A 16,584-nucleotide genomic window follows, 5' to 3' on the forward strand; every position below is an offset into this window, starting at 1 on the left:
ATGCTTGAGCGCATCCTCCGCGCCGCCATCGCCCATCGCTGGTTGATGATGGCCCTGACCCTGGTGCTGATCGTCATCGGCAGCTGGAGCTTCACGAAGCTGCCCATCGACGCCACCCCGGACATCACCAACGTCCAGGTACAGATCAACACCGCCGCGCCGGGCTACTCGCCGCTGGAGACCGAACAGCGCATCACCTATCCGGTGGAAACGGTGATGGCCGGCCTGCCGGCGATGGAGCAGGCACGTTCGCTGTCGCGCTACGGGCTCTCGCAGGTGACCGTGGTGTTCAAGGACGGCACCGACATCTACTTCGCACGGCAGCAGGTCGCCGAACGCCTGCAGCAGGTCAAGTCGCAGATTCCCGACGGCCTGGATCCGCAGCTGGGCCCGATCTCCACCGGCCTCGGCGAGATCTTCATGTACACCATCGATGCCGACCCCAAGGCGCGCAAGGCCGATGGCACGGCGTACACCGCCACTGACCTGCGCACCCTGCAGGACTGGGTGATCCGGCCGCAGCTGCGCAACGTGCCCGGCGTGACCGAGGTCAACACCATCGGTGGCTTCCAGCGCCAGGTGCACATCACGCCGGATCCGGCACGGCTGCGCGCGCTGGGCTTTACCCTGGAGGACGTGGCGCAGGCGGTGGAGGCCAACAACCAGAACGTCGGCGCCGGTTACATCGAACGCAACGGCCAGCAGTTCCTGGTGCGCATCCCCGGCCAGGTCGCCAACCTGGAGGAGATCGGCAACATCGTGCTGGCCCGCCGCGAAGGTGTTCCGATCCACGTGCACGACGTCGCCCAGGTGCAGGACGGACCGGAGCTGCGCAGTGGCGCGGCCACCCAGAACGGCCATGAAGTGGTGATGGGCACGGTGGTGATGCTGATCGGGGCCAACAGCCGCGATGTGGCCCAGGCCGCGGCGGCGCGTCTGCAGCAGGCGCAGGCCAGTCTCCCGGAGGGCGTCACCGTCACCGCCAGCTACGACCGCACCGCGCTGGTCGACCGCACCATCGCAACAGTCGCCAAGAACCTGATCGAAGGCGCCCTGCTGGTGATCGTGGTGCTGTTCCTGCTGCTCGGCAACTTCCGCGCGGCGTTGATCACCGCGGCGGTGATTCCGCTGGCGATGCTGTTCACGCTGACCGGCATGGCCCGTGGCGGCGTCTCGGCCAACCTGATGAGCCTGGGCGCGCTGGACTTCGGGCTGATCGTCGACGGGGCGGTGATCATCATCGAGAACTGCCTGCGCCGCTTCGGCGAACGCCAGCACGCGCTCGGCCGCGACATGACCCGCGATGAACGCTTCGCCGAAACCGCCAGCGCCACCGCCGAGGTGATCCGCCCGAGCCTGTTCGGGCTGGGCATCATCACGGCGGTGTACCTGCCGATCTTCGCGCTCACCGGTGTGGAAGGAAAAATGTTCCACCCGATGGCGATCACCGTGGTGCTGGCCCTGACCGGTGCGATGGTGCTGGCACTGACCTTCGTGCCCGCGGCGATCGCGCTGTTCCTCGGTGGCCGGGTGCAGGAGAAGGAGAACCGCCTGATGGCCTGGGTGCGTCGGCGCTACGAGCCGATGCTGGCCTTTTCGCTGCGTCGCGGCCGCTGGATGGTCGGTGCTGCGCTGGTGCTGGTGATCGGCTGCGGCCTGCTGGCGACGCGGCTGGGCAGCGAGTTCGTGCCGAACCTGGACGAAGGCGATGTCGCCATGCACGCCATGCGCATCCCCGGGACCAGCCTGACCCAGTCCATCGAGATGCAGAAGCAGATCGAGAACCGGCTGGTGCAGTTCGCCGAGGTGGACAAGGTGTTCTCCAAGATTGGCACGCCGGAGGTCGCGTCCGATCCGATGCCGCCGTCGGTCGCCGATACCTTCATCATGATGAAACCGCGCAAGGCCTGGCCGGACCCACGCAAGTCGCGCGCGGCACTGCTGGCCGAGCTGGAGGAAGCGGTCGAGCAGCTGCCCGGCAACAACTACGAGTTCACCCAGCCGATCCAGATGCGCACCAACGAGCTGATCTCCGGTGTGCGCGCCGACGTGGCGGTGATGCTGTTTGGTGATGACCTGGACACGCTGCTGTCGGTCGGCAAGCGCATCGCGGCGGTGGTCGGCACGGTGCCGGGCGCGGCGGATGTGCGGGTGGAGGAGACCAGCGGCCTGCCGTTGCTGACCGTTACCCCCAACCGCACCGCGTTGGCCGGGTATGGCTTGAATCCCGGCCAGGTGCAGTCGACCGTGGCCACCGCGGTGGGCGGCCAGGTGGCAGGGCAGCTGTTCGAGGGTGACCGCCGCTTCGACATCGTGGTGCGCCTGCCCGAAGCACTGCGCCAGGACCCGGCCGCACTGGCGGACCTGCCGGTGTCGCTGGAGACGGCGCTGGCTGATGACGCGGATGAGTCCAGCCGCACCGGCAGCTGGACCAGCGGCAGTGCACGCACCGTGCCGCTGCGTGAGCTGGCAACCTTGAGCAACAGCGAAGGACCGAACCAGATCAACCGCGAAAACGGCAAGCGCCGGATCGTGGTCACCGCCAACGTGCGCGACCGCGACCTCGGCGGGTTTGTCGGCGAGCTGCAGCAGGCGATCGGGCGCGATGTGCAGGTGCCCAACGGCTACTGGATCGAGTACGGCGGCAGCTTCGAGCAGCTGATTTCGGCCAGCCAGCGGTTGTCGATCGTGGTGCCGGTGACGCTGGCGATCATCTTCGCGCTGCTGTTCTGGGCGTTCGGCTCGGTCAAGGATGCGGCCATCGTGTTCAGTGGCGTGCCGCTGGCGCTCACCGGCGGTGTGCTCGCGCTGGCGCTGCGTGGGATTCCGTTGTCGATCTCGGCCGGCGTGGGCTTCATCGCGCTGTCCGGTGTGGCGGTGCTCAACGGCCTGGTGATGATCAGCTTCGTGCGCAGCCTGCGCGAGCATGGGATGCCGTTGCCGCAGGCGGTGCGCGAAGGTGCCCTGGGCCGTCTGCGCCCGGTGCTGATGACCGCGCTGGTGGCCTCGCTCGGCTTCGTGCCGATGGCGTTCAACGTGGGTGCCGGCTCGGAGGTGCAGCGTCCGCTGGCAACCGTGGTGATCGGCGGCATCGTCTCGTCCACGCTGCTGACGTTGTTGGTGTTGCCGGTGCTGTATCGGTGGCTGCATCGCAAGGACGACGCTGCACCGGCCGCTGGATAGCACCGGCTCATCGGGTAGCCCCCGACCGTGGGTCGGGGGCTACCCGCAGGCGGCACGGCAACCGCCGTGCCCGCCATGGCCGCGGTCATCGAGGTGACAGATGCGCCTCGATCGCCGTGACGCCAACGGCCACGCCATCTTCGACCGTCATCGCCCGGCCAAGCGCGACGGCACGCGAGCGCGTGTCCGCCCGTTCGGCAAACGCAACGGCACTGCTCAGCCGGGCGGCGTCCAACCGCTTCGGCGACAACGCCGCCGGTGCCACACCCAACTGATGCAGCCGATCCGCCCAGAAAAACTGGTCGGCGGCGAACGGCATCACCAGCGAGGGCACCCCGGCCCGGCACGCCGAGTGCGTGGTGCCGCTGCCACCGTGATGGATGATCAGCGCGCAGCGCGGGAACAAGGCCTCATGCGGGGTCGGCCCGATCACGAACACATTGGGTGGCAAGGGAGCGCTGGGCAGACCGGCCCATCCCGGGAACAGCAGCACCCGCCGCGGCGCCAGGGCTGCCAGCAGCGCGGGTAGCACCTGGTCGCGATCAAAGCCGGTCATGCTGCCGAAGCCGAGGTAGACCGGGGCGGGGCCGGCGTCCAGGAAGGCCTGCAGGTCCGGCGGCGGCTGCCAACCGCGTTCTGGCGCGCGCCATTGGCCGCAGATCTGGTGGTTGTCCGGCCAATCCGGCGGCGGTGGCAGCAGGCTGGGCGAGATGCCGTACAGCATCGGCAGATCCTGCCAGGGGGAGGCGCGCCTCGGCATCCCCAGTTCCTTGCGCGCCGCGTTGATCGGGCGGCGGAAGGTACGCCACACCGCGTGGTTGACCAGCTGGTAGCTGAGCCGGTTGAGCACCCCCGGCAGGCGCAGCCGTGGCAGGAATGGGGAGGGGAAGCTGGCCGTTGGGGTCAGTGGGATCATCCCGGTGCCGATTACCGGCAGCCCGTGGTGCTCGGCCACGGTCAGGCCGACGAAAGCGGCCAGCCCGCCGGTCAGCACGGCATCGCATCCGGCGGCAGCGGCATCGGCCTGACGCATCCATCCGGGCGCGTGCCGTTGCGCCATCCGCGCCAGCCCCCGCGAGGCGGCGAGACGGGCATTCCCGCGCGAGACCAATGCCACCACCTCGTCATGGATGTCGCCTTCGAGCGCGGCATGCGGGATGCCCAGTTCGCGCGCAGTATCGAGCGTGTCTCGCTCGGCCAGCAGCAGTACTTCATGACCTGCGGCGATCAATCCATGGCAGAGCATCACCAGCGGGCGGGTGTCGCCTTCGGTGCCGTAGGTCAGGGCGAGCAGCTTCATGGCAGGCGCTTCGGGAACATGGCACGACAGGTCATTGCGAGAATCTTCATGCGGGGCGGTCCTTCTCAGGTGGCCAGCCTAGCGCAGGCGCCAGTGACGGCCGCATCGTCCACGCACGCATCGCATTGGAACGGCACCGCATCTCTGCTACTTTCCGCCTCGGAACGGCCGCGCTCGCGGTATCGCAGGAAGCAGGGAATGGCTCGCAATCTATTGTTCGGCACGGAGGCCGCTACCGCCGGCCTGTCTGTCGCCACGCGCTCTCAGGCACGCACCACCCCGCTGAGTGCGGCCTCGCTCGACAGCCGCCTCCGGCAGAAGCGCTCGCCCGCGTATGTGCAGGCCATGACCCGTGTCGATGTTGGCGGTCACCTGCATGATCGCCAAGCGCTGGCTGCGCTGAAGCAGCTGATCGACGCCGAACTCGGTGAGATCGCCCTGGAGGATCGCCTGCTCGGCATCGTCAGCCGCTGCATGCTCGGTCACCCGTATGAGGTCCATACGCTGGATCTGACCGGGCAGATCATCGAACACTTCAAGATCGGCCACACGCTGCCGCTAACGCTCGAACGGGCACGCACGCTGGCCGTGCATCCGTCCTACGCCTTCATCGAGGTGTACGCGAACCGGATGGTCACCGTCAGCGACTCCGGCCAGACCGCCGTCATCGAAGGAACGACATGAGCACACAACGCATCATCCACATGGCCGACCTGTCCGCCATCAACAGCAGCCTGCGCTCGCTGGGGCAGGACCTGGACGCATTGCACACCCAGGCCCACGCGATCCAGAGCGATGTAGGTGCCACCCGCAGCGAACTGGCGCGCCTGGAAAAAGCGTTCATGGATTTCGTGGCAGCGGATCTGAAAGCCAAGGAACTGTCGCTGGCCGAAACCCGGCAGGTAAAGATCCGCCAGGAGCTGGAGAACCGGTTCGGCCACTACGCCGAGGTCCGCCGCCAGACCACCGGCATCCTGCAGGCGGCCGACATCAGTCTGGTCCGGCAGGACACCATCCGTGCCGCCAGTGAGAATCTCATGCTGGCGGCGCCCGGCTACTGGTTGGCCCCGGCACTGGTGGCGCTGGCCGCGTGGCTCAACGACCAGCAGGATCTGGCGCAGCGTGCGCTGGCCGAGGCCATCCGTCGTGATGACGAGAAAACCAGCCTGCTGTTCTCTCTCGTCAGCCGCCGCGCGGGACGTCTGTCGGCCGCCCAGCAGTGGATGGACCGTTACCTGGGCATGCAGAACCCGGTGGAACTGGACCGCCAGACCGTGGTGTTGATCGATGCGATCGCCGGCGGTGTGTTCGGCGTGGATACCGCCCGCATCTGTGTGGCCCGCACCAATGAATGGATCGAAGAGCTGGCCCAGCGGGCCGGCTTCGTGGAGGCCCAGCGCAGCCAGTGGATCGATGCACTGCGCTCCAAGACCCCCAATGGCGACGACAGCGCCCGCTACCCGCACCTGCAGCGGTTCAGCCCGAGCTGGCCGGCCTTGCAGGACTCGCTCAATGCCACGGCGACCCACGCGGCTGTCACCCGGCATTTCCAGAGTGTGTTCAGCGGCGATGTACGTGCCACGGCCGGTCTGGCCGCCGATGTCGACGCTCTGCTGACCAAGCTGGTTTCGCATTTCGACACAGAAGAACTGCCGCTGCGGCGCGATGAAGCCCTGTGCAAGCTGATCATCGATGAGAACGGTGACCGCCCCGCGGCCGACCGTCGCTTCCAGCTTCAGGACCCGGCACTGGAACATCGCATAAGCTTCACCCAGCTGCTTACCAACGCCGCGATGCATCCGGAAACCTCGCAGGCTTCGCGTGCCACCCAGCGCTTTGCGACCGCCCAGTCGCGCAGCTGGATCCTGGAAGCGCATCACGATCTCACCGCCAGCATCCGCCAGTCGATCCCGACCGACGTGGAGGTCACGCTGGATGCATGGCAGGGCACCACGCGCGATGGCAGCAACCAGGCTGCACTGGAGACCTCGCTGAACGAACACGTCGACGCCGGGCTTGCCCAGGCGCTGGCCGGTGTGAAGCTGCGCTTCCAGCATTGGGCTGTCCTGGTGCTGGGTGTCCTGCTGCTGGTGATGACCCTCGGCAACATCATCGGCATGGTGATCGCCGCGCTGATGCTGCTGTGGGTCGGCATGGCCTACAAGAATCTGGACAAGACCCGCGAAACGGTCCGCGCCGACTTCACGCGCCAGCGTGAGCAGCTGCAGAACGCGCTCAAGGCCTGCATGGCCGAAGTCGTGGAGGTGCGGCGTGATCTTGCCGCACGCGACGCCCAGTCTGCCGAGTTGACCGCGCTGCTGGAGTCGATCACCCCCGAGCAGTTCACCCTTGGCGGTCATGACAATACCCGCCGCATCCTTGCTGCCACCGCCTGAGGCCCGACCATGACCCGTTCCCTGCTCGATGCTTCCGCCGTGCCGCCGCCGTTGCCGGCCCAGGACGCCCTCCCGCCGCCGCTGAACGATGTCGTGGCGGCTACCCCGGTTGTTTCCGCCGCGCCGCTGGTCAATATTGCCGCCCCGGATGCGCTTGCCGGTGCCCTGCCTGGCTGGGACCTGCTGCCGACAACCGGTTTCGTACGCCGCAAACGCGCCTCGCACGGATGACACTGCCGGTTCCGCGGACCTATGCCGAATGGAGCCAGGTCCTGGATGCCTTCAGCGAAGGGGGCCGCGAAGCCGAGGCGCTCGCGGCCATGGCGGCTGGGCGCCTGGACTGGACCCCCGGCGTGGCGAAGTTGTTCACCGACCGGGTGACCACGCTGCTCGACCTGCGGCTGAAGCAGTGCAGCGCTCGCCTGCAACGCGATCTGGGTGATCGTGCCGATGAAGTGACCCTGGTGCGTGCGCTGCTGGATGCGCGTCGGCACTTCAGCGTGCTGCATCAGCTGGCCTCGCTGGCAACGCTGCCTGAATCGCTGCGTGCGTTCCTGCGCGACGAACTGGTCCGCATCACGGCCAGGATGCAGGCCGACCTGGAAGCCAACGCACGCACGCTGCGCTGTGACCGCACCCTGCGTGCGGTGCGCTACAACAGCCTGTGCCACTACCGGCCGGCCGCACTGGATGCTGCCGCGCCGCCGCCACTCCCGTCTGCTTCACCTGCCGACGTCCCCGCCGTAGCGGGCCGTCGGCGAACCTTGATGATCTGAATCCATGAGCGATACCCGCGAGTTCCATGCCACGCTGACCCGCTACCTGAAAGCGCGCGTGCCCTTCATCTCCATCCGCAGCACCGAACGCGCGCGGGTGCTGGATATCCTGCGTGACGTGGCCGGTGCGTTGAGTGCGCCGTTCTACGTGCACACCCTCTCGCAGGGTACGCGCGAGCTGGCCACCGGGCGGATCGTCAACGAAGACCGCTCGGTCATCGGCGCGGTGGACTTCGCCAGCCAGCAGATGGCGCAGCGTCAGAACCTCAGTTTCGTGTTGACCGAAGTGTCCGACCTGGAGGACGACACGCCCTCGGCGCGGCAGTTGATCGATGTGGCGATGCTGGCGGCCGACCATGGCGGCTCGGTGGTCGTGGTGACCAGCAAGCCGGTGTTCGGCCAACTGCAGCGGCTGGGCATGTCGCTGGTGCTGTCGCCGCCCACCGAAGACGAGATGGCGGCGATTATCCACGAACAGATCGATCCGTACCGCAGCCAGTTCCAGATCGAGTGGGACGAAGCCGACATCCGCCAGGCGGCGGCCATCCTGGCCGGCATCTCGCGGCTGGAGGCGGAGAACATCATCGCCACGCTGCTGGTCAACGGGCGTATCGACAAGAATGATCTGGTCGAGCTGATGCATGCCAAGGACCGGATATTCGCCGACATTTCCGGCATCGAGCGGGTGCCGGTGCGTGGCGGCGACCTGAGTGTCGGTGGCCTGGGCGGCCTCAAGAGCTGGCTGGCACGCGAGCGGCCGCTGCTGACCGCCGACCTGCGCGAGCGCGGCATCCGGCCGCCGCGGGGCGTGCTGCTGGTCGGCGTACCGGGCTGCGGCAAATCGCTGTCGGCCAAGGCCATTGCCCAGGACTGGCAGTTGCCGCTGTACCGCCTGGACCTGTCCACCATCCACGGCCAGTACCTGGGCCAGAGCGAAGGCCGCCTCAAGGAAGCGCTTGCCACGGCGGATCACGTGGCGCCCTGCGTGCTGTGGATCGACGAGATCGAAAAGGGCCTGGCCGGCGCCACCGGGGGCGGCGACGGCGGCACCTCGACCCGACTGGTCGGCCAGTTCCTGTACTGGTTGCAGGAAGCCCGTACCCGCGTGTTCGTGGTGGCGACCGCCAACGATGTGTCCAAGCTGCCGCCGGAGCTGCTGCGCCGCGGCCGGTTTGACGAGCTGTTTTTCGTCGACCTGCCAACCGCGCCGGAACGCCGCGACATCATCGGCATCTACGCCCGTCGCGGCCTGCAGCAGCGTGAGCTGGCGCCGGCGCTGCTCGATGAGCTGGTCGAGCTGTCCGAGGGCTTCGCCGGTTCTGACCTGGAATCGGCGGTGCGTGAGGTGGTGAAAGAGGCGTACCTGAAGGGCGATGCCGTGGTCACCGATGAGCTGTTCCGGCGGAGTTTCCAGAACGTGGTGCCGTTGTCGCGGACCGCACCGGAGCAGATCGAGAGCATCCGCGCCTGGGGCAGGGAGCGGGCGGTGCCGGCCTCGGGTGAGCCGATCGCGGCCAGCACCCCGGCCACGGGGCGGCCGCGCCGCGCCGTCTTGGCATGAACGACCCGGCCGGCAGGCCCCTGCCGGCCTCGGTTGCGCCAGCAGGGCCAAGCGGGCATAATGCGCGGCTCGCTGTGTCCAAAAACCTTTGGACTGGTGGCCGGGAACACGTCATCCGGTCCGCCCCCGACAGCGTAACCCTTTGATTCTCATGACGTGTGGCGGGAAACCGTCGAGGCCGCCGTCGCCCGGGCTATGGGCTGACAACTACTTTTATCGAGGTGCGCAATGTCCCGCGTATGCCAAGTTTCCGGCAAGCGAGTGCAGACGGGTAACAACGTCTCGCACGCCAACAACAAGACCCGTCGTCGTTTCCTGCCCAACCTGCACGAGCGCCGCTTCTGGGTTGCCAGCGAAAACCGCTGGGTCAAGCTTCGTGTTTCCGCGCATGCCCTGCGCACCATCGACAAGAACGGTATCGACTCCGTTCTGGCTGAGCTGCGTTCGCGCGGCGAAAAGGTCTGAGGAGTAAACGATCATGGCAGGCAAGCGCGATAAGATCCGTCTGATTTCGACGGCCAACACTGGCCACTTCTACACGACGGACAAGAACAAGAAGAACACCCCCGGGAAGATGGAATTCCTGAAGTACGATCCGGTCGTGCGCAAGCACGTCCTGTACAAGGAAGGCAAGATCAAGTAATCCGCAAGGATCCTTGAGCTTCCCGACGAAAAACCCGCCCTCGTGGCGGGTTTTTTCATGGGCCGCGCCCAGGCGCGGGCAGGGGGCGCAGTGGAGCGTGCCCGCAGCCGACACTACCGGTTGCATGCAGCGACCCATGGCAGAATGCGGTTCCCCTCCCGACGGGCGACGCGATGCTGTTCGAGTGGCTGCTGGGTTCGTGGTTGTTGATGCTGGATTGGCTGATCCGGCTGGCCGCGCTGTTGTGGATTCCCAGCCGCACCACACCCGGTGCCGCACGCAGCTGGTTGCTGCTGGTCGGCTTCGTGCCGCTGCTCGGGCTGCCGCTGTATCTGCTGTTCGGTCATCCCTGGCTGTCGCGCCAGCGCGTGCAGCGCCAGGCCGAGGCCTCCCAGGTAATTCGCGAGGAACAGGCCCTGCAGCCACCGCTGCGCTGGACGCCGCCGCCGGAGACGGCCACCGCCGAGATCGTGCCGCTGATCGAGCGCCAGGGCGACTTCATGCCCATCCACGGCAATGCGGTGGATCTGCTCAATGACTACGATGCCTCGCTGCAGGCCCTGATCGAGGACATCGACCAGGCCCGTGAACGTGTGCACCTGCTGTACTACCTGATGTTCGACGATGCGGTCGGCGAGGCCATCGTCGAGGCGCTGCAGCGGGCAGCCGCGCGTGGCGTGCACTGCCGCGTGCTGCTCGACGCGGTGGGTGCCAAGCGTGGGCTGCGCCACTATCGCCATCGCCTGCAGGCGCTCGGCGTGGACGTGCGCGCGATGTTGCCCGGTGGGCTGCGCTGGCGCCGCAGTGGCCGCATGGACCTGCGCAACCACCGCAAGATCGCGGTGATCGACAACCGCGTCGGCTACATTGGCTCACAGAACCTGGCGCGCGCGCAGTTCGTCGCGGGGTTCCCGAACAAGGAGCTGGTGGCGCGCGTGCGCGGGCCGGTGGTGGCGCATCTGGAAGCGGTGTTCGCCAGCGACTGGTACATGGAAACCGGGCAGCGCCTGGATGTGCTCACCGCGGTGCCGGTGTGCTCGGCCGATGTACCGACCCAGCTGCTCCCCAGTGGCCCGGCGTACCCCTTCAGCAACGCGCGCGATGCGGTGAACGCGCTGATCCATCTGGCGCGTCGGCGCATCGTGCTGGTCACGCCGTACTTCGTACCCGATGAGGCGACCTTGAGTGCGCTGCGCATCGCCGCCTTGTCCGGCGTGCAGGTGCAGCTGATCCTCTCGGCCAGCACCAACCAGCGGCTGACCTCGTGGGCGCAGGAGGCCTACTACGATGAGCTGCTGCGCAGCGGTGTGCGCATCGCGTTGTACGAACCGCATTTCCTGCATGCCAAGCACCTGACCGTCGATGAAGACATCGCCCTGGTCGGCTCGATCAATCTGGATATCCGTTCGTTCGCGCTCAATGCCGAGATCGGCATGCTCTGTTATGACCGGGGCATGGTGCGACAGCTGGCGCAGATCGAAGCCGATTATCTCCAACAGTCCCGTCAGCTCGCACTGGCGACGTGGCGGCAACGGCCGGCGTGGAAGCGCAGCCGCGAAGGCATCGCACGGCTGGCCGATGCCCTGATGTAGCCCGGTGTGACGCACGTGGACAGCCGGTCCACGCGCATCGCCTACAATCGATACATGACTGCGTCCGATACCCACCGCCAGTGTGATCTGGCCATCGTCGGCGGCGGCGCTGCCGGCGTCCTCGTCGCGCTGCAGGCCCTGCGCCATGCGACGCGGCCGTCACGCATCGTGCTGTTCGAGCCGGCCTCGGTCCTCGCTGAAGGCATCGCCTACGCAACACCGTGGCCCGAGCATCTGCTCAACGTGCCGGCCGGCAAGATGAGCGGGCTGCCCGATCAGCCCGCGGATTTCCTTGATTACCTGATTGACAGCCAGGCGATTGCCGACGTGCCGCGCGACGTGCTGGCCGAGCAGTTCGTGCCGCGCCGCCATTACGCCGCGTACCTGCGTGAGCGGCTGGAGCAGGCAGGCGAGCGCAGCGCTGCGGCATTGGAGGTAGTGGAACAGCCGGTGTTCGCGCTGATGCCCACCCCACACGGCGTGCAACTGCGGCTCGACGACGACGTGACGTGGAGCGCGAAGCGCGTGGTGCTGGCCTGCGGCAACAGCATGCGCCCGCTGCCGGTGCCCGGGGCCGACGCACTGCCGCCCGCGCAGGCGGTGGAGGCGTGGGACTACGACGGCGTGCGTGTCCTGGCCGGTGACGACGATCTGGCCATCATCGGCTCGGGCCTGAGCATGGCCGACAGCGTGGTCGCCCTCGCGGCCGCCGGTCATCGTGGCCGCATCTACGTGCTGTCGCGCCACGCGTTGCTGCCCTTGCCGCAGGCGCATGGCGCAGCCGTCACGTTCGATCCTCAGCCGCTGTTGGCGATGCCGCTGCGCCAGCGCGTCCGCGAACTGCGTGGGCAGGCCCGCACGGCAGTGGCGCAGGGCATTCCCTGGCAGAGCGTGATGGACCGGATCCGGCCCATGGGGCAGGCGCTGTGGTTGAGCTTGAACGAGGCCGACCAGCGCCGTTTCCTGCGCCACGTGGTGCGCTATTGGGACGTGCACCGCCATCGCATCGCCGAATCGGTGCACGCCCAGGTGGCCGAACTGGAGCGCAGCGGCCAGCTGCAGCGCCACCGCGCGCGGCTGGACACGCTGCTGGTGCAGGAGCGTGGGCTCCACCTGCACGGCCGCAGCCCGGACGGCGGCCTGCCGCCGCTGACCGTGGGCGCGGTGATCAACGCCACCGGGGTGGAGACCCGCGCACGGTCGATGCGCAATCCGCTGGTCCAGCAGCTGCTCGCCGAGGGGTATGCCCGCCCGGGGCCGCACGGTCTGGGGCTGGATACCACCGTGGACGACGGTGCCCTGATCGATGGCCATGGCCAGCCGCAGCCGGCGATCCGGGTGGTCGGCAGCCTGCGCATCGGCACCTTGTGGGAGAGCCTGGCGATCCCGGAGCTGCGCGTGCAGGCCGAACAGGCCGCGCGCGGCTGAACCCGTTCGGTCCGGGCGCCGCGTAACGACCCGGAGCGACCCGCCCGAGGGTAAAATGGGGACATGGATGTTTCCCACTTGCTCGACGGGTTGAACCCCGCCCAGCGCGAAGCTGTGTCCGCCCCGCCCGGCCACCATCTGGTGCTTGCCGGTGCCGGTTCCGGCAAGACCCGCGTGCTTATCCACCGCATCGCCTGGCTCAATGAAGTCTGCGGCGTGCCGACCCATGGCATCTTTGCGGTGACCTTCACCAACAAGGCCGCCGGCGAGATGCGTCACCGCATCGACCTGCAGCTGTCGCAGGGCAGCCGCGGCGCCTGGATCGGCACTTTCCACGGGCTGGCCCATCGCCTGCTGCGCCTGCACTTCCAGGACGCCAAGCTGCCCGACAGCTTCCAGGTGATGGATTCGGACGACCAGCTGCGGCTGGTCAAGCGCGTGGTCCAGCAGCTGGAGATCGACGACGGCAAGTTCCCGCCGAAGCAGATCGCCTGGTGGATCAACGAGCAGAAGGACGAGGGCCGCCGCCCGCAGCATATCCAGCCCGAGCCGCATGACGCGTGGCTGGAAACCATGCGCCAGGCCTACATCGCCTACCAGGAGCGCTGCGACCGCGCCGGTCTGGTCGATTTCGCCGAGCTGCTGCTGCGCGCGCATGAACTTCTGCGCGACAACCCGGCGCTGCTGGCCCACTACCGCTCGCGCTTCCGCGAGATCCTGGTGGACGAGTTCCAGGACACCAACGCCATCCAGTACGCCTTCGTTCGCGTGCTGGCCGGCGACACCGGCCACGTGTTCGTGGTCGGCGACGACGACCAGGCCATCTATGGCTGGCGCGGCGCCAAGGTCGAGAACGTCCAGCGCTTCCTGAAGGATTTCCCGGGTGCGCAGACCGTTCGCCTGGAACAGAACTACCGCTCCACTGCCAACATCCTCGGCGCGGCCAATGCCGTGATCGCGCACAACCCGGACCGCATCGGCAAAGAGTTGTGGACCGACAGCGGCGATGGCGATCCCATCGATCTGTACGCGGCCTACAACGAAATGGACGAGGCGCGTTACGTGGTCGAACGCGCGCGCCAGTGGGTGCGCGATGGCGGCAGCTACGGCGACGTCGCCGTGCTCTACCGCAGCAACGCACAGTCGCGCGCGTTCGAAGAATCCCTGCTTTCCGAGCAGGTGCCGTACCGTGTGTACGGCGGCATGCGCTTCTTCGAACGTGCCGAAATCAAGGACGCGCTGGCCTACCTGCGGTTGATGACCAACCGCAACGATGACGCCGCCTTCGAACGCGCGGTCAACACGCCCACGCGCGGCATCGGCGACCGCACCCTGGATGAAGTGCGCCGTCTCGCACGCGCCCACGCGATCTCGCTGTGGGAGGCCACCATGCTGACCACCCAGGGCAATGAACTGGCCGCACGCGCACGCAACGCGCTGGCCGGCTTCCTGGTGTTGGTCAATCAGCTCCAGGCTGAAGCCGATACGATGACCCTGGCCGAACGCATCGACCACGTGCTGATGCGTTCGGGCCTGCGCGAGCACTGGTCCAAGGAAAGCCGCAACGCGCTGGATTCGGAATCGCGCGCGGACAACCTGGACGAACTGGTCTCGGTAGCCTCGCGCTTCGTGCGTCGCGAGGACGATGTCGAAGAAACCCAGGACATGAGCGAGCTGGTCGCCTTCCTCGCCTATGCCTCGCTGGAGGCCGGCGAAGGCCAGGCCCAGGCCGGCGAAGAGGGCGTGCAGTTGATGACGCTGCACGCCGCCAAGGGCCTGGAATTCCCGCTGGTGTTCCTGGCCGGCATGGAAGACGGGCTGTTCCCGAGCGCGCGCTCGCTGGAAGAAAGCGGCCGGCTGGAAGAAGAGCGTCGCCTGGCGTATGTGGGCATTACCCGCGCGCGCCAGAAGCTGGTGCTCTGCTACGCCGAATCGCGCCGCATCCATGGCCAGGACAACTACAACGTGCCCTCGCGCTTCCTGCGCGAGATCCCGCGTGAGCTGGTCAACGAAGTGCGCCCCAAGGTGCAGGTCTCGCGCGGCACCTCGCTCGGTGCCAACCGGGTGATGGGCCACGCAGCGCTGGAAGCACCGCCGCTGAAGCTGGGCGCGATGGTCAACCATCCCAAGTTCGGCGAAGGCATGGTCACCGACTACGAAGGCAGCGGCCAGCACGCCCGCGTGCAGGTGGAATTCATCGAGGCCGGCAGCAAGTGGCTGGTGATGGCGTACGCCAATTTGACGGTGCTCTGAGCAGCGCTCGTCATCCGGTAGTGCCGGCCGCTGGCCGGCTGCTCTTTGCCGCGGCTTTGTCGGGAGCCGGCCAACGGCCGGCACTACAATGGCGGCATCCTTTTCGAACAGGCCCCCGCCATGACCGATTCGCCGCTGCACCTCACCGTCAAATTGAATGCGAAGCTCCAGCCCGAGCATCGCCATGAGCTGTTCGAAGATCCGCTCGATGCGCTGCTGGGCAGTGCCGAGCTGGGCGAGATCACCGGCGGCGGCACCGCGCTGACCGAAGACGGTGAAGTGGACTACGGCGATATCGAGGTCGCGTTGAACGATCCGGCCTCGCTGCCTGGCGTGATCGAGCTGCTGGAGCAGCTGGGTGCGCCGAAGGGCTCGCTGATCCAGCGCGAAGGCGCCCCCGATCAGCCGTTCGGCGTCACAGAGGGCCTGGCGCTGTATCTCAACGGCACCGATCTGCCCGATGAGGTGTATGAGCAGTGCGACTCGAACTATGTGTTCGAACAGATCGTCGAGCGCATCGAAGGCCATGGCGAGATCTGCAGCTGGTGGCAGGGCCCGACCGAGACCGCGCTGTATCTGTATGGCGCCTCCTTCGACACGATGCACGCGCGCATCGCCGATCTGCTGGCGAATTATCCGCTGTGCCAGGGCGCACGCGTGGTGCGCACTGCCTGATCAGCAGTCCGGCGCGTGGCCTGCTGCATAGCGCAGGCCACGGCGCAGCTGCGCCCGCACATTCGGGTCGGCATATACCGCCGCATCGTGGCCCAGCCCGGTGTACCAGCTGCGCCCGCCATCGAAGGGCCGGCACCAGGCGATGGGATGATCGGCGCCCATGGTGCCGCCGTCGTAGCGCGCTTCGTCCACCGTCGCGATGACCTGCACCCTCCCACGCGGATTGCGCCGGTAGTTGTAGAGCTCATCGCGGATCGGCCATGCCGGGCCTGACGGTTTGCCGTCATGCTCAGGCTGCACAAGCGTGTTCTGCAGACCCTCGGGGTGCTTGTGGAACCACGCACCGACCAGCTCGCCATACCAGGGCCAGTCGTACTCGGTGTCGGCCGCGGCGTGTACGCCCATGAAGCCGCCGCCGTTGCGGATGAACTGCTCCATCGCCGCCTGTTGCGTGGCATCGAGTACATCGCCGGTGGTGTTGGCGAAGACCACGGCGCGGTAGCGGGTAAGGTTGTCAGAGCGGAAATCGCGCGGATCGTCGCTTTGATCCGCCGTCATGCCGGCCTCGGCACTCAGCTCGCGCAGCGTCGCCACGGCCACAGGAATCGAGTCGTGGTGGAACTTGGCGGTGCGGATGAAGATCAGGACGCGGTCCGGACCGGCTGCGGCCGAGAGGCCCGGCATCGGCAGCAGGAGCAGCGCACACAGCAGGGCGATGGGCAGGCGAGGCATGCGCGAAGTCTGTCACGGGTGCTGCCCGTCGCCGTCCTGCGCTGC

General features: G+C 67.4%; 14 protein-coding genes. 12 read left to right on the top strand and 2 right to left on the bottom strand.

Annotated features, from left to right (window positions below; translation table 11 throughout):
• The gene (locus AC13F7_RS00220) at nt 1-3,183 is read left to right on the top strand and encodes an efflux RND transporter permease subunit (RefSeq protein WP_482998881.1); all 3,183 of its coding nucleotides are present in this window, start codon (nt 1-3) and stop codon (nt 3,181-3,183) included.
• Between the two features lie 85 nt (nt 3,184-3,268).
• On the opposite strand, the gene AC13F7_RS00225 is transcribed toward AC13F7_RS00220, so the two are convergent.
• Nucleotides 3,269-4,483 (bottom strand): glycosyltransferase, encoded by a 1,215-nt coding sequence (locus AC13F7_RS00225; protein WP_482998882.1) that lies wholly within the window; start codon nt 4,481-4,483, stop codon nt 3,269-3,271.
• A 198-nt stretch (nt 4,484-4,681) separates the two neighbouring features.
• On the opposite strand from AC13F7_RS00225, the gene AC13F7_RS00230 reads away from it, so the two are divergent.
• The 11 genes from AC13F7_RS00230 to AC13F7_RS00280 all read left to right on the top strand — a co-directional run bounded on the left by AC13F7_RS00230 (nt 4,682) and on the right by AC13F7_RS00280 (nt 15,807).
• Nucleotides 4,682-5,167: a hypothetical protein gene (locus AC13F7_RS00230; protein WP_123729805.1), complete on the top strand. Its 486-nt coding sequence runs from the start codon at nt 4,682-4,684 to the stop codon at nt 5,165-5,167.
• Nucleotides 5,164-6,879: a hypothetical protein gene (locus AC13F7_RS00235; protein ID WP_482998883.1), complete on the top strand. Its 1,716-nt coding sequence runs from the start codon at nt 5,164-5,166 to the stop codon at nt 6,877-6,879. The genes AC13F7_RS00230 and AC13F7_RS00235 overlap by 4 nt, the downstream gene beginning before the upstream one ends.
• 9 nt (nt 6,880-6,888) lie before the next feature.
• Nucleotides 6,889-7,110: a hypothetical protein gene (locus tag AC13F7_RS00240; protein WP_482998884.1), complete on the top strand. Its 222-nt coding sequence runs from the start codon at nt 6,889-6,891 to the stop codon at nt 7,108-7,110.
• Nucleotides 7,107-7,655, top strand: a complete 549-nt coding sequence (locus tag AC13F7_RS00245; RefSeq protein ID WP_482998885.1) for a hypothetical protein — start codon at nt 7,107-7,109, stop codon at nt 7,653-7,655. The genes AC13F7_RS00240 and AC13F7_RS00245 overlap by 4 nt, the downstream gene beginning before the upstream one ends.
• Before the next feature lie 4 nt (nt 7,656-7,659).
• Nucleotides 7,660-9,216: an AAA family ATPase gene (locus tag AC13F7_RS00250; protein ID WP_482998886.1), complete on the top strand. Its 1,557-nt coding sequence runs from the start codon at nt 7,660-7,662 to the stop codon at nt 9,214-9,216.
• Nucleotides 9,217-9,444: 228 nt separating this feature from the next.
• Nucleotides 9,445-9,681 carry a 50S ribosomal protein L28 gene (gene rpmB, locus AC13F7_RS00255; RefSeq protein WP_019185625.1) on the top strand — a complete coding sequence of 79 codons (237 nt, stop codon included), beginning with the start codon at nt 9,445-9,447 and terminating at the stop codon, nt 9,679-9,681.
• 10 nt (nt 9,682-9,691) lie between these two features.
• On the top strand, nt 9,692-9,859 hold the full coding sequence (gene rpmG, locus AC13F7_RS00260; protein ID WP_172407465.1) for a 50S ribosomal protein L33: 168 nt from the start codon (nt 9,692-9,694) through the stop codon (nt 9,857-9,859).
• A 173-nt stretch (nt 9,860-10,032) separates the two neighbouring features.
• Complete coding sequence (gene cls, locus AC13F7_RS00265) at nt 10,033-11,451, top strand: cardiolipin synthase (protein ID WP_482998887.1); 1,419 nt, start codon at nt 10,033-10,035, stop codon at nt 11,449-11,451.
• A gap of 36 nt (nt 11,452-11,487) precedes the next feature.
• Nucleotides 11,488-12,879 carry an FAD/NAD(P)-binding protein gene (locus tag AC13F7_RS00270; protein WP_482999468.1) on the top strand — a complete coding sequence of 464 codons (1,392 nt, stop codon included), beginning with the start codon at nt 11,488-11,490 and terminating at the stop codon, nt 12,877-12,879.
• 63 nt (nt 12,880-12,942) lie between these two features.
• Entirely contained in the window at nt 12,943-15,132 is a 2,190-nt protein-coding gene (uvrD, locus tag AC13F7_RS00275) for a DNA helicase II (protein WP_481466866.1), read from the top strand.
• 120 nt (nt 15,133-15,252) lie between these two features.
• Complete coding sequence (locus tag AC13F7_RS00280) at nt 15,253-15,807, top strand: hypothetical protein (protein ID WP_481466868.1); 555 nt, start codon at nt 15,253-15,255, stop codon at nt 15,805-15,807.
• On the opposite strand, the gene AC13F7_RS00285 is transcribed toward AC13F7_RS00280, so the two are convergent.
• Nucleotides 15,808-16,539, bottom strand: coding sequence for a ThuA domain-containing protein (locus AC13F7_RS00285; RefSeq protein WP_482998888.1), 732 nt, complete (start codon nt 16,537-16,539; stop codon nt 15,808-15,810).
• Between the last annotated feature and the right edge of the window lie 45 nt (nt 16,540-16,584).

It is taken from the genome of Stenotrophomonas sp. K-6 (assembly GCF_056861555.1).

What these genes read in the sequence shown, in the direction of transcription:
- AC13F7_RS00220 (WP_482998881.1), top strand. Translation starts at nt 1, where the DNA reads ATGCTTGAGCGCATCCTCCGCGCCGCCATCGCCCATCGCTGGTTGATG.
- AC13F7_RS00225 (WP_482998882.1), bottom strand. Translation starts at nt 4,483, where the DNA reads ATGAAGCTGCTCGCCCTGACCTACGGCACCGAAGGCGACACCCGCCCG.
- AC13F7_RS00230 (WP_123729805.1), top strand. Translation starts at nt 4,682, where the DNA reads ATGGCTCGCAATCTATTGTTCGGCACGGAGGCCGCTACCGCCGGCCTG.
- AC13F7_RS00235 (WP_482998883.1), top strand. Translation starts at nt 5,164, where the DNA reads ATGAGCACACAACGCATCATCCACATGGCCGACCTGTCCGCCATCAAC.
- AC13F7_RS00240 (WP_482998884.1), top strand. Translation starts at nt 6,889, where the DNA reads ATGACCCGTTCCCTGCTCGATGCTTCCGCCGTGCCGCCGCCGTTGCCG.
- AC13F7_RS00245 (WP_482998885.1), top strand. Translation starts at nt 7,107, where the DNA reads ATGACACTGCCGGTTCCGCGGACCTATGCCGAATGGAGCCAGGTCCTG.
- AC13F7_RS00250 (WP_482998886.1), top strand. Translation starts at nt 7,660, where the DNA reads ATGAGCGATACCCGCGAGTTCCATGCCACGCTGACCCGCTACCTGAAA.
- rpmB (WP_019185625.1), top strand. Translation starts at nt 9,445, where the DNA reads ATGTCCCGCGTATGCCAAGTTTCCGGCAAGCGAGTGCAGACGGGTAAC.
- cls (WP_482998887.1), top strand. Translation starts at nt 10,033, where the DNA reads ATGCTGTTCGAGTGGCTGCTGGGTTCGTGGTTGTTGATGCTGGATTGG.
- uvrD (WP_481466866.1), top strand. Translation starts at nt 12,943, where the DNA reads ATGGATGTTTCCCACTTGCTCGACGGGTTGAACCCCGCCCAGCGCGAA.
- AC13F7_RS00280 (WP_481466868.1), top strand. Translation starts at nt 15,253, where the DNA reads ATGACCGATTCGCCGCTGCACCTCACCGTCAAATTGAATGCGAAGCTC.
- AC13F7_RS00285 (WP_482998888.1), bottom strand. Translation starts at nt 16,539, where the DNA reads ATGCCTCGCCTGCCCATCGCCCTGCTGTGTGCGCTGCTCCTGCTGCCG.